Annotated in this window: 9 protein-coding genes; 2 read left to right on the top strand and 7 right to left on the bottom strand. The window is 63.6% G+C overall.

Annotated elements, in window-relative coordinates:
• Positions 1-40: 40 nt before the first annotated feature.
• Complete coding sequence (locus O0880_RS07305; RefSeq protein ID WP_289885820.1) at positions 41-2,209, top strand: TonB-dependent siderophore receptor; 2,169 nt, start codon at positions 41-43, stop codon at positions 2,207-2,209.
• On the opposite strand, the gene O0880_RS07300 is transcribed toward O0880_RS07305, so the two are convergent.
• The 3 genes from O0880_RS07300 to O0880_RS07290 all read right to left on the bottom strand — a co-directional run bounded on the left by O0880_RS07300 (position 2,206) and on the right by O0880_RS07290 (position 3,971).
• Positions 2,206-2,757, bottom strand: coding sequence for an ATP-binding protein (locus O0880_RS07300; RefSeq protein ID WP_289885817.1), 552 nt, complete (start codon positions 2,755-2,757; stop codon positions 2,206-2,208). The genes O0880_RS07305 and O0880_RS07300 overlap by 4 nt on opposite strands.
• Positions 2,754-3,365 (bottom strand): nicotinamide riboside transporter PnuC, encoded by a 612-nt coding sequence (gene pnuC, locus O0880_RS07295; RefSeq protein WP_289885815.1) that lies wholly within the window; start codon positions 3,363-3,365, stop codon positions 2,754-2,756. The genes O0880_RS07300 and pnuC overlap by 4 nt, the downstream gene beginning before the upstream one ends.
• A gap of 87 nt (positions 3,366-3,452) precedes the next feature.
• A complete protein-coding gene (locus tag O0880_RS07290) occupies positions 3,453-3,971 on the bottom strand; it encodes a DUF2867 domain-containing protein (RefSeq protein ID WP_289885814.1) in 519 nt (172 codons plus the stop codon).
• Positions 3,972-4,050: 79 nt separating this feature from the next.
• Here O0880_RS07290 and O0880_RS07285 point away from each other — a divergent pair, with 79 nt between their 5' ends.
• Entirely contained in the window at positions 4,051-4,686 is a 636-nt protein-coding gene (locus O0880_RS07285) for a TetR/AcrR family transcriptional regulator (protein ID WP_289885813.1), read from the top strand.
• A 203-nt stretch (positions 4,687-4,889) separates the two neighbouring features.
• Here O0880_RS07285 and O0880_RS07280 read toward each other — a convergent pair whose 3' ends face one another.
• From O0880_RS07280 to O0880_RS07265, 4 genes are all read right to left on the bottom strand, one after another.
• Entirely contained in the window at positions 4,890-5,432 is a 543-nt protein-coding gene (locus O0880_RS07280) for a hypothetical protein (protein WP_289885811.1), read from the bottom strand.
• Positions 5,433-5,634: 202 nt separating this feature from the next.
• Entirely contained in the window at positions 5,635-7,791 is a 2,157-nt protein-coding gene (locus tag O0880_RS07275) for a S46 family peptidase (protein WP_354669880.1), read from the bottom strand.
• A 99-nt stretch (positions 7,792-7,890) separates the two neighbouring features.
• Positions 7,891-10,020 carry a PAS domain S-box protein gene (locus O0880_RS07270; protein ID WP_289885809.1) on the bottom strand — a complete coding sequence of 710 codons (2,130 nt, stop codon included), beginning with the start codon at positions 10,018-10,020 and terminating at the stop codon, positions 7,891-7,893.
• Positions 10,017-12,611: a chemotaxis protein CheB gene (locus O0880_RS07265; protein WP_289885807.1), complete on the bottom strand. Its 2,595-nt coding sequence runs from the start codon at positions 12,609-12,611 to the stop codon at positions 10,017-10,019. The genes O0880_RS07270 and O0880_RS07265 overlap by 4 nt, the downstream gene beginning before the upstream one ends.
• Positions 12,612-12,658 lie beyond the last annotated feature (47 nt).

The raw sequence follows: 12,658 nt of genomic DNA, 5'->3' as shown, positions 1-12,658 counted from the left end.
CGTGCTCTTTCCCAGAGACGGCTTGAACCACGAGCAATCTATGTCCACACCGAATTTATCTGCGCATTTTTCACGTCCTGTACTGGCCCTGGCCATCCTGCACGCGTTTGCCGCGCCCGCCCTGGCCGTCAATGACGCCGCCGAAGCCGATGCGCAAAGCATGACCGAAGTCATCGTCACGGCCAGCAAGGCGCCGGCCGCCAAGCGCGCCTCCGTGGGCGGCTTTTCCGACGCGCCGCTGCTGCAGACGCCGGCCAGCGTCACCGTCATCGGGCAAAAAGAATTGCAGGACCTGCAGATCCGCAATCTCAGCGATGCCGTCAAGCTCGACGCCAGCATCAACGATTCCTACAATGCCGTCGGCTATGCGGAACAGTTTACGATACGCGGCTTCAAGCTCGACACCAATTCCAGCTACCGCAAGGATGGCGTCGCCATTCCCGGCGACACGCAAATTCCGCTGGAAAACAAGGAACGCATCGAAGTGCTGAAGGGTCTGGCAGGCTTGCAGGCAGGCATGGCCGCGCCGGGCGGCGTGATCGACTTCATCGTCAAGCGCCCGACCAACGCGCCGCTGCGCACGGTCACGCTGGAAGCGCGCGAACGGGGCACGCTGTACGGCGCCGTCGACGTGGGCGGACGCCTGGAAGACACGCGCTTCGGCTACCGCGTCAACGTGGCGGCCGAGCGCCTGCGCTCCTACATCAAGGGCGCCGACGGCAACCGCAAATTCATTTCCGGCGCCTTCGACTGGCAAATCTCGCCGCAGGCGCTGCTGCAACTGGACGCCGACTACCAGGACAAGGCGCAAGTGACGGCACCCGGCTTCCAGCTGCTGAGCAACGGCCGCCTGCCGTCGAACGTCAGCGCCGACACCATGCTCAACAAGCAGCCGTGGACGCACCCGGTGGAAACCATCACCAGCAACGTCGGCCTGCGCTTCCAGTATGCGTTCAACGACGACTGGCATGCCACCGTCTCCGCCAACCAGCACTCGTTCAAGCGCGACGACTATACGGCCTACCCGTACGGCTGCAGCCCGGAAGGCTGGGACCCCGTGTTCTGCAGCAACGGCGACTTCTCCGTCTGGGATTTCCGCAGCCTGGGCGAGACGAAAAAGCCGCTGAGCGCGCAAGCCATGATCCAGGGCAAGTTCGCCACGGGCAGCCTGCGCCATGAATTCACGGCCGGCATGTCGTATTTCAACCGCAAAGACCGTGCCGGCAAATACGTGTACGACGAAGTGGGCATCAGCAATATCTACCGTCCCGTCATCGTCGCCCCGTCCGACGGCGTCACGGGCCCCGTGCGCCTGGTGCGCAACGACAAGGAAAAATCCGTCTTCGTGCAGGACATCGTCAGCCTGGCGCCGAACTGGAAACTGCATGGCGGCTTGCGCCACATCGATGTCGATGGCTACCAGTATGTATTGAAGGCCGACAAGGAAATCCGCGCCAAGCACGACTTCCTGCTGCCGAACGTGGCGCTGGTGTACAACCCGCAAGACAATATCGCCGTGTATGCATCCTACTCGCAGGGCATGGAACACGGCGGCACGGCCGACCGCTATGCGGCAAACGCCAACGTGGAACTGACGCCGAGCCGCTCGAAGCAGATCGAGTTCGGCGTGAAGATGGACGTGACGCCGGACTTCATGGTGGCCGCCAGCCTGTTCCAGATCCGCAAGGGCCTGGAATTCAACCAATACCTCGACAGCAGCAAAACCGCGTACAACTTCGTGCGCGAGGGCCAGGCCCAGCACCGTGGCCTGGAACTGTCGGCCCAGGGCAAGGCATCCGCCAACCTGCAGCTGGGCGCTTCCCTGACGGCCCTGAACAGCCAGCAGTCGGACACGGGCAATGCGGACCTGGACGGCAAGCGCGTGCCCAACGTGCCGGCCCTGAAGGCGGCCGTGCGCGCCGATTACGCCGTGCCGCAAGTGGCGGGCCTGAACGTCAATGGCAGCTGGGAATATGCGGGCAGGAAAGCCTTCGAGTACAGCAACACCACCTTCGTGCCGTCGTACAGCGTGTTCAACGTGGGCGCCGCCTACGCCACGCGCCTGGCCGGCACGCCCGCCGTGCTGCGCGCCAGCGTCAACAACCTGACGGACAAGTTCTACTGGCGCGACGTGACGCCGGAAGCGGGCGGCTACCTGTTCCCGGGCGCCAGCCGGACCTTGAAGGTGTCGGCGCAGTTCGACTTTTAATTGAGGGGAATGGCAGGCGCTGCAACGAGCGCCTGCTGCAGCAAGGGTGCCGCCTGTGCCAGGCGCGCATCCAGGCTGTCATGCAGCACATGGTAGGCGATGCCGCGTGCGTCGAGTTCCTCGAGCAGCAAGCGGTAGATCAGCTGGCGCACGGCTTCCGACTCGCGCTGCAAGCCGTCGGCCACCCACGGGCTGTCGGGCGCCGTGACCAGGGTCAGGCCATAGTGGTAGTCGTCGGCCAGGGCGGCCAGCGGCGCATCGACGCCATGGAAGTAATGGCGGCTGTAGACGGCCGTCATCAGCGGCGTCGTGTCGCAAAATAAAAATTGCCGCGCCTGCGCGGCGGCCGCGTTTTCCCGCTCCAGCTGCATGCGGGCGATGCCATACTGGTCGGATGCCACGGGCACCCTGCCTTGCGTTTCCACAAACTCGCGCAGGTATTCCGGCACCCACACGCTGCCATAACGCTCGGCCAGGGCGGCCGCCAGGGTCGACTTGCCCGACGATTCCGCGCCCAGGATGGCCACGCGCACGCAACGCCCGGTCACTTGAGGACCATGGCGTCTGGCGCGGCCGGCGCCGCCTTGCGCCACGCCAGCAGGCCGATGATCGCCATCACGACAAAGAACGCATACAGCACGGCCGTCAGGGTCAGGCCCTTGTGCAGGTACAGCCACACATACAGCACGTCGACGATGATCCAGGCGACCCAGTTTTCCAGTTTCTTGCGCGACAGCAGGAATTGACCGACCAGGCTGCCCGCCGTCAGAAAGCCGTCCGCGTGGGGCACGTCCGTGTCCGTCGTCGTCAGCAGCCAGGAAATGAGCAGGAAGCCGACCAGCCAGCCGACGGCGCAGGCTAGCCAGCCACGGCCATTCAGGCGCGTCACGGGCAGGGTCTTGCCGCCGCTGACCGGGTGCAGCCACTGGTACCAGCCCCAGAACGAGACGGTGATGAACAGCAGCTGCAAGGCCATGTCGCCATACAGGCGCGACTCGAAAAACACGAAACCGTAGGCGGCCGAGGAAATGATGGCGAACAGCCACGCCCAGTGGTTCTGGCGGATGTTCAGCGCAACGGTTGTCAATGCCAGGACAAAGGAAATCAGTTCAAGCGGCGTGGTGGCAAAACCCAGCAGGAGAAGCGTATCGTTCATGGGAATCGTGATGAGGCTGGTGGCGCAGTATGCAATACCGGGCATGAATAAGCAAGATTGCCCCTGCCGTCCGCCGCCAGTCTCCGCTCAGACGAAGCCCATCCTGGCCGCGCGCGCCAGCGAACGCCGCACGATCAGCTTGTGAAACGGGCGGATCAGCAGGATGTACGCGCGCCCCACCCGGTTATGGCAGTGCACGACGCTGGCCAGGGTCACGCTGCCATGCCGCCCCGCCTCCCTGTTGCGCAGCACCGACAAACGGAAATCGAGGTGGCTGTCATCCTCGCCCACGATGATCTCGTCGTCGCTGACGGCAAAGATGCGGAAGATGCCGATGCGTTTGCCTGGCTTCGCTTCCATCTGCTTCGCCGTCTTGATGCCGAACAGCGCCACGATGGCATCGCGCAGCACCATCAGCTTTTGCGCCCAGCCCGGCTGGCTGCCCAGCAGCATGCGCGCCAGGCTTTCCATGTCCAGCTCCCGCGCGCGCGCGTTCGGCAAATCGACGGCATACGCGTCGGCCAGGTGGCTGCCCGGGTAAAGGGGGGCGATGCCGGCGCCGGACGGCAGGGCCACGGTGCGGACGGCGATGTGCATCTCTTGCATGCGATCTCCATGTTTTCAGTGATAACATGAACATCATACACGACAATGTGAGCAGCGATAACATGCAATGGAAACAGCAATGAGCAGCACCAGTACTTACCATCACGGCAACCTGCGCGACACCCTGGTCGCCGCCACCATCGCCCAGCTGGCGCAGCAGAGCGACGCCGCCCTGTCGCTGCGCGAACTGGCGCGCACGGTAGGCGTGTCGATCGCCGCCGTGTACCGCCACTTCCCCAGCAAGGAAGCCCTGCTGGCCGAGGTGGCGGCGGCCGGCTTCGCCAGCCTGATCGCCACATGGGAGGCCGAATTGCCGCCGCCGGGCAGCCTGCCCGCCGAACAGCGCTTTCAGCTGCTGGGCCAGCAATACATCGAATTCGCCCTGGCCGCGCCCGCCCACTACCGGCTGATGTTCGAACACCAGGACGTGCGCCAGTTCCCCGCCCTGCAGGAGGCGGCGCAGGCGTGTTTCCAGTACGTGCTGCAGACGGCGGGCGCGGCCGTGCGCGAGGCGGGCCTCGACGCGCGCTGGGACAAGGCCGCCGCCAGCGCCGGCTGGTCGCTGGGCCACGGCTACGTGATGCTGCTCCTGAGCGGCCGCCTGGCCATGACGGACGGCGGCGACGATCTGTCGCCGGCCATGGTGCCGCGCTTTTTTCAGTTGCCGGTGGAAGCGTTGCGGCCCGCGCAGCCGCAAGCGGGAGAACAACAATAGCAATGATGACAGGCAATCGCGTTGCCAGCCGCACCTGCTGTCATGTGCCGCCCTGCTGACGGCCGGGATCCGACGCTCGGGAATGGGGGAAGTCAGGCTATGGCGAGCCCTGATATGGCATGCAAGCCGCAGTTGCAGCGAAGGCCATTTTCAGGGGCTGCCGGCGGTGCCGCCTTGCAGGTGTCCCTGCCCGCACCGCCCCGTCATGCGTCGCTGTTCGCTGCCGCTAGCCGCACCTGCTCGAGCAGCCGCTCCTCTGCATCGGTATCGGCATCGACTTGCGTGACCACGGTCCAGAAACCCGCGCATGTCTTGATCTGGTCGAAGGCGTGGCTCGTTTCCAGCCGCACCATGGTTTTCCTGAGGCTGTGCAGATAGCCTTCCTCGATGGCGCCCAGCTGCTCGTCATCGGCGGCGTCGATCAGCTCGAGCAGCGCGCTGTCGATCCTTGCGCAGCCATCCGTCCAGAGCTGTCCCATTTCCGGCACATCGACCTCCATGCATTCGTTCGACCAGTCCGGAGGGTAATAGTCGCGCTTCCGGCTATCGGGATCGGTATCCAGGCTCAGCGAAATGGATGGGAACGATACGGCGTTGAAGGCAAATGCTGAAAATGTCTGATCCTTGAAAGCGGACGCGCCAAGCGCCGCCAGCGACGCGCGGGCCAATTGGAACCACGTCTCTTCAACGTCGTATGCCGTTTCAAACGTGTGCCAGTCAAGCGGCGAATCGGGAGTCATGGGCATGGCGGGGCCTGTCGGAAAAATGGTGGTGGAAAGTGAGGGCAATTATACGATGCCCCTTCAAGGCGACAGGCGGCTCTGCGGTGTGCGGTGCGGCGACCGCCACCCGGCAAATAAAGGCGCCTGCGCGCCCTGCGCTCCGCATAAAAAAAGCCGCATCCCCCCGATCAGGCGGATGCGGCTTTGCGCTAGCGCAAATGACAGCTTACTTCTTCGCTGCCTTGGCCGCCTGCGGATACTTGACCGTCATTTCCTGCAGCAGATTATCCGCGTGGTCCACTTCCTTCATCACCCACAGCAGATAGCGGATGTCGAGGTGGATGGCGCGCGTGATGGCCGTGTCGAAGTACCAGTCCTTGGTGATCGATTCATACGTCGAATCGAAGTTCAGGCCGATCAGTTCGCCGCGCTTGTTCATCACGGCCGAGCCGGAATTGCCGCCCGTGGTGTCGGCGCTGGTCAAGAAGTTGACGGGCACGGTGCCCAGCACCGGGTCGCGGAACTGGCCATAGCGTTTTGCCTTGACGGCGTCGAGCAGCGCTTGCGGCGCTTCGAACGGGGCCTTGCCCGTGACTTTCTCGACGATGCCTTCCACGGTCGTGAACGGACCCTTGGTGATGCCGTCGCGCGGCGAGAAGGCCGAAACGGTGCCGTACGTCACGCGCAGGGTCGAGTTGGCGTCAGGATACACCGGCTTGCCTTGCGATTTCTTCCAGGCAATCACAGCTTGCATGTATTGCGGAATCACGCGCTCCAGATTGCCGTCGATTTCCTTGCGGCGCTCTTCCAGCGCCATTTCCACCGGCTGCAGCTTGATGGCCAGTTGCATGAAGGCGTCGTCGGACTGGGCAATCGCAGCCTGGTCCTTGTCCAGCCAGGCCAGGCGCTTGGCCGTGTCGGCCAGTTGCGTCTGCTGGTACAGGACCGCCACGGCCGCCGGCGCCGGCAGCAGCGCGTCCAGGCCTTGCGGATGGCTCTTCGCCGCCAGCTGGGCATAGCGCTTCAGGCCCGCTTCAAAACGGGCCTGGTCGACCTTGTTGACGTACGACTGCTCCAGGCGCGCCAGGCGCGCCTTGATGAACGCCAGGTCGCGCTGCTGGAAGCCCGATTCGCGCTCGGCGTCCGGCTTCTGACGCTCCTGCGACAAACGGTACAGCGAGCGAGCGCTCTTCAGCAGGTCGCTGTTGGTGGCCACGGACCAGGCGAACTCTTCTTCGCTGAGGGCCATGTCGCTGGCGATCGCCGCGTCCAGTTCGGCCAGCAGGGTCGACGAGACATTCGGCTGCTTGGCATACCAGGCGCGGAACTCGGCATCCTGGCCATCCTTGATGGCGGCGATATCCTTGCGCGCGAAGCCGTCGAGCAAGCCCTGGGTTTTCTTCAGCACGTTGTTGATGCTTTTCACCACGCTGGCGTAGCGCACGGCGGCCGCCGCGTCGCCATTCGTGGCGTCGGCCATCACGGCCAGGTCGGCTTGCAGTTCCGACACTTTCAGCGGGAAGGCGGTATCGCGCGCGAAGCGGATTTCCGACGGCAGCTTGTAGCGGCTCGTGCGGCCGGGGTAGCCCGCCAGCAAGATGCCGTCGCCGGCCTTCAAGCCTTCGGCCGAGACCACCAGGAAATCCTTCGATTTGTAGGGCACGTTGTCCGGCGACGGGTCGGCCGGACGGCCATCCTTGCCCACGTAGGCGCGCAGGAACGAGTAGTCGCCCGTGTGGCGCGGCCATTCATAGTTGTCGATGTCGCCGCCGAAGTTGCCGATCTTGTCCGATGGCGCGTACACGAGGCGCACGTCGCGTATCATCATCTGGCGGATGCGGTAGTACTCGAGGCCGCGGTGGAAGGCGGGCACGGAGCAGCGGTACATCTTGTCCGTCTCGCATTCGGCGATCAGGTCCTTGATGCGCTTTTCCACGGCTTCATGGCGCGCGCGGCCCGTCATGTCGGCCGTCAAGCCTTTCAGGACGCGCTCGCTGACGTTTTCCACCTTGTCCGTCACATACACGAGGCTGTTCGGACCGCCCGGCAGCTCTGCGGCGCGCGTCTTGGCCAGGAAGCCGTTGGTGATGTAGTTGTGTTCGGGCGTCGAATTGCGCTGGATGGCGCCGTAGGCGCAATGGTGGTTCGTCACCACCAGGCCCGCGTCGGAGACGAACGCGGCCGAGCAGCCGCCGAGCGAAACGATGGCGCTCATCGGATGCTTGCTCAAGTCTGCCAGTTTCTCGGCAGGAATCTCGATGCCCACTCTTTTCAATTCGGATTTCAGCTGCGGCAGTTGGTGTGGTTGCCACTGCCCTTCGTCGGCGTGTGCGCCGGCGAACGCGCCCAGCAAGGCGACTGGTAAAACGATTGTTTTGAACAAGATATGCCCCTCCATAAAAAGCAGGCGAAAGTATAGCCTGTCCAGCCTGCATGAGTCGGCAAAAATTATCCTGCTGCAATTACTGTATCGATTGCCGCATCAAACGGCTGGCCGCCCCGCGCCTTGCAAGGGAATCTGCAGGGCCAGCCGGCAACCGTCGCCCGAGGCCGGCGTGCCCACCTCGAAGTGCCCGCCCAGCGCCGTCACCCGCTCGGCAATGCCGATCAGGCCAAAGCACTGCTTCTTGCGCTGCTGCTGCGGCGTGATGCCGATGCCGTTGTCGCTGATGGCCACGTACACGGCGCAGGCATCCGAACTGAGCTCGATCTCGACCTGGCTGGCCTGGGCATGGCGCATGACATTGCTGAGCGCTTCCTGCACGATGCGGAACAGCACGATCTCGACCTGGCTGCCGATGGCGGCGAACAGGGCTTCGTCGCGGATCAGCAGGCGGCAAGCGACGCCGCTGCGCTTGCGGAAGTCGCCCACCTGCCATTCGACGGCGGCCTGCAAGCCCAGGTCCAGCGCCATCGGGCGCAATTCGTTCATGATGCCGCGCACGCTCTTGATGGTGGTGTCGACATTGCTGAGTACGGCGCCGACGCGGCCGTGCAGGCGCGGATGCGAGCCTTCCGTGCGCGCGCTGAGCATGGAGATGTCGATGCGCAGCGCCAGCAGATTTTGCCCCAGTTCATCATGGATATCGCGCGAGATGCGCTTGCGCTCGTCTTCCTTGGCCGTCTCCAGGTGCAGCGCCAGCTGGCGCAGCTGGGCGTGCGACTGGCGCAGCGCGCCATCCATCAGCTTGCGTTCGGTGATATCCGTGTGCGCCACCACCACGCGCAGCGGGCCTTCGCCGAGGAAACGGCTGACCCTGGCCTGCGACCAGCGCGGCCCGCTGCGCGCGGCGAATTCGTATTCCAGCGCATACGCGTCGGTGCCGCCCGTGATGACGGAGCGGATGCCGGCGGCCAGTTCGCGTCCGGCGCTGCGCTGCCAGCGCGCATCCGTCTCGCAAAATTCCAGGTAATGCAGCGGCCTTTCCATCTGCCCGACAAAGGCCAGGCAAGCCTGGTTCGCATGCACGACGCTGCCCGCCTGGTCCAGCACCAGCACGCGGTCCGTCAGCGAATCGATGGTGGCGTGGAAGAAACGCTCCGCATCGCGCAAGGCTTCCTGCGCCCGCTCGCGCTGCTGCACTTCCAGCTGCAGGTGCTGGTTGGCCCGCAGCAGCTCGGCCGTGCGGTCGATGACGCGCTGGTCCAGTTCGCGGTGCAGCTCGCGCAAGGCGGCCTCGGCCAGCTTGCGTTCCGTGATATCGGAAAACACGCCGACAAAGTGGCTGATGGCGCCGTCCGGCGTGCGCATCGGCGTGATCGACAGCGACTCGACGAAACGCTCGCCGTTCTTGCGCCGGTTGACCAGTTCGCCATACCAGCTGCCATCCTGCTGCAGGCTGCGCCACATGGCTTCATAAAACTGCGGCAGGTGCGTGCCGCCGCCGAGGAAGGATGGGTCGCGCCCGATCGCCTCTTCCGCCTGGTAGCCGGTGATGGCCGTGAAGGCGGGATTGACGGAAATGATGCGGTTGCCGCTGTCCGTCACCAGCACGCCTTCGCGGATGGTGTCGAGGATGACGAAGGCGCGCCGCAGCGCCGACTCGCGCGCATGCTCGTCGCCCAGGTCCGTCACCAGCATGCGCGCCGTGGCGCTGGCGGTGTCGAAATTGGCTTCGATGCGCACCATGCCGCCCGTGCCGCCCGCTTCGCCTTCGAACAGCTGCGCTTCGAGCACTTGCCGCGCGCCGCTGGTGAAGACGGTGTCGAGGAAGCGCCGGAAGCCGCCCTGCGCATGCGGCGCGACGAACTGCTCGAAGCGCCGCCCCAGCAATTGGTTCTTGTCGCGTTGCAACAAGCCGCAGGCCGCCACGTTGGCGCGCGTGATGACGCCCTCGCGCGCCAGCGAAAAATAACTGACGGGCGCCTGTTCATACAGCTGCGCATAACGGTCGCGGCTGCTTTCAAATTCATTCTTCAGCTGTTCCAGCTCGGCCAGCGCCGCGCTCTGCATCTCCAACTCGATCTGGCTCACCTGCAGCTCATGCAGCTGGCGCATCACCTCTTCATTCGACAGCACCGGCGGCACCTGCCGGCGCAACTCCGCCGCCAGTTGTTCGGCCTGCTCTCTCAGCCTGGCCGGCGTGAGTCCGCCGTCGAATGGCTCGCTCATGGCACGCTCGCGCCGCCATTGCCTGCAGCCGCGCCGCCGGACTGGATCTGGCGCAGCTGGGCTTCCAGCAGTTTCGATTCCGTGATGTTGATGAAAGTCACCACCACGCCGTCGATCACATTTTCTATCGTGCGGTACGGCATGATGCGCACGTTATACCAGCGCCCCGTCTTGGTCTGCACCTGGCGCTCGCAAAACACGAGGCTGCGGATGACTTCCAGCGCATCCGCTTCCAGCCCAGGGTAGTCGAGGTCGTTGACGATGTCGCTGAGCGGCCGGCGCAAGTCCGTCTGGATCAGCTTATAGATTTGCGTGGCCGGCGCCGTGAAGCGGCGAATGCGCAAGGCGCTGTCGAGGAAAATGGTGGCGATATCGGTACTATTGAGCAGATTCTTCATGTCGCTATTGACCAGCGACAAATCATCGACCTTCGATTGCAGTTCCGCATTGACCGTGTACAGCTCTTCGTTGAGCGACTGCATCTCTTCCTTCGAGGTGGTCAGTTCCTCGTTCGTCGATTGCAATTCCTCGTTGGTCGACTGCAATTCCTCGTTGGCCGACTTCAGCTCCTCGCGCGAGGTCTGCATCTCGTCGCGCACGGCCTGGATTTCATTGCGCGCCTGCACCAGCTGCTGTTCCAGCTCCAGCACCTTGGGATTGGGCGAGCGGCCGCGGCGCGCCTCGGCCACCAGCGGCACGCTGGAAAACGTGACGAAGACCATGCCGCGCAGCGACTCGGGCTGGCTCAGCGCCTCGGCGCTCAGGTCCACGCCCAGCGACTGCCCCAGATGGTCCTTCACCACCAGGCCCTTCAGGCGCACCATGCTTTCGCTTTGCAGGGCTTGCTTGATGAGGTCGGCCAGTTCGTAGCGCAAGCCTTCGCGCGCCATCGCATGGATATTCCAGTTGGCCTTGCCGGCCGCCGGCTCGAGGAAGGCGCCCGTGCGGCCATTGATATACAGGATGTCCCCCTCCTGGTTCAGCAGCGCGGCGGCCGGTGAATATTTCTGGAGCAATAATTGCTCGACATGGGCTTGGATCTTTCCAGTCATGCTGACTTCTCTCGTGTCGCTCGGTGCCGGCGGCGAGGCCGCCGAAACCTTGGTGGGGAAATAGGTGGGCAGGCGCTGGCGCGCCAGATTGTCGAGGCGGCGGTACAGCCGGGTCGACGTGGTCAGCGGCGAAAACAGGTCGGAAAAATGACCGGGCGTATCGGCGCTACCCAGCAACAAGATACCATCGCGGTTCAAGGCGTAGTGAAACAGCGGAATCAAACGTTGCTGCAGCTTGGCATTGAGATAAATCAACAGATTGCGGCAGCACAGGATGTCGAGCTTGGTAAACGGCGGGTCCGAAATGATGTTTTGCTGGGCAAAGATGATCATGTTGCGGATCTCTTTCTTCACAAAATAATCGTTCTTCTCCAGCACAAAGAAACGCTCGATGCGCTCGGCGGACACGTCGCTGCGGATGGTTTGCGGAAAACGTCCCTGGCGCGCGCGATCGATGGCGTCGGCCGACAGGTCGGTGGCAAAGATCTGCAGGCTGTACTTCGACGGCGGATTGATGTCGGCCACCACTTCGTGGAACACCATCGCCAGCGAATACGCTTCCTCTCCCGTGGAACAGGCCGGTATCCAGGCCTTGAAGGCGCGTCCGTCCGGGTGGGCTGCCAGCATTTGCGGCAAGGCCACCATCTTCAGGTATTCCCACACTTTCTGGTCGCGGAAAAAGCTCGTCACGCCGATCAGCAATTCCTTGAACAGCAAATCGATTTCCGTAGGGTTGGCGCGCAAGTACGGCGCATATTCGTCCATCGACGTCATCTGATACAAGCTCATGCGTCGCTCGATGCGGCGCAGCACCGTATTGATCTTGTAATCCGTGAAACTGTTACCGGTATGTTCGGTCAGCAAGCCGACGATGTCCTGCAGCGAATTGCGCCCGCTCGGCTCGTGGCCGGGCGAACTGAGGAAACTGCTGCGGAACAGGTAGTTGATGATCTTTTCCGGCATCTTCTCGGGCAGATCGATCAAGTCCACCACTTCGGCGGCAATCGCGCTTTGCGGCATCATGTCGAACTTGGCCGTGTCCGGGTACTGCGCCAGGGTCAGGCCGCCCGCGTGCTTGATGGCTTGCAGGCCCCGCGTGCCGTCGCTGCCCATGCCGGAAAAAATCACGCCCACGGCCAATTCGCCCAGTTCGCTTGCCAGGCTTTCGAAAAAAGTGTTGATCGGCAAGCGGTGCCCGCGCAGCTGCACCGGCTCGCTGAGCACGAAACGCCCCCTGGACAGGCTCAGGTCGGCATTCGAGGGAATCACATAGATATGGTTGGGGCGCAATTCCGCCTGGTGCGTGATTTCCGCGACGGGTATGCTGGTGGCGCGCTGCAGCAGTTCCGGCAGCATGGCCTTCTGCGTGGGATCGAGGTGCTGGACCACCACATAGGCGATGCCGCTTTCCTGCGGCACATTGGCCAGGAAAGCGACTATCGGGTCGAGTCCGCCGGCGGAAGCGCCGATGCCCACCACGGGAAAGACGATGGCGGCCACCTCGGGGACGGACAATGTGCTGTGTTTGCTGCGTGTCATCGTCTGCAAGAAAACAGCCACGGCAAGACTGCGGGGCTGGCAATTGA

Source organism: Janthinobacterium sp. SUN118 (genome assembly GCF_030397695.1).
Taxonomy (GTDB): domain Bacteria; phylum Pseudomonadota; class Gammaproteobacteria; order Burkholderiales; family Burkholderiaceae_D; genus Janthinobacterium.
This window is presented reverse-complemented; position numbering and strand designations above follow the sequence as displayed.

What these genes read in the sequence shown, in the direction of transcription:
- O0880_RS07280 (WP_289885811.1), bottom strand. Translation starts at nt 5,432, where the DNA reads ATGCCCATGACTCCCGATTCGCCGCTTGACTGGCACACGTTTGAAACG.
- O0880_RS07305 (WP_289885820.1), top strand. Translation starts at nt 41, where the DNA reads ATGTCCACACCGAATTTATCTGCGCATTTTTCACGTCCTGTACTGGCC.
- O0880_RS07290 (WP_289885814.1), bottom strand. Translation starts at nt 3,971, where the DNA reads ATGCAAGAGATGCACATCGCCGTCCGCACCGTGGCCCTGCCGTCCGGC.
- O0880_RS07270 (WP_289885809.1), bottom strand. Translation starts at nt 10,020, where the DNA reads ATGAGCGAGCCATTCGACGGCGGACTCACGCCGGCCAGGCTGAGAGAG.
- O0880_RS07285 (WP_289885813.1), top strand. Translation starts at nt 4,051, where the DNA reads ATGAGCAGCACCAGTACTTACCATCACGGCAACCTGCGCGACACCCTG.
- pnuC (WP_289885815.1), bottom strand. Translation starts at nt 3,365, where the DNA reads ATGAACGATACGCTTCTCCTGCTGGGTTTTGCCACCACGCCGCTTGAA.
- O0880_RS07265 (WP_289885807.1), bottom strand. Translation starts at nt 12,611, where the DNA reads ATGACACGCAGCAAACACAGCACATTGTCCGTCCCCGAGGTGGCCGCC.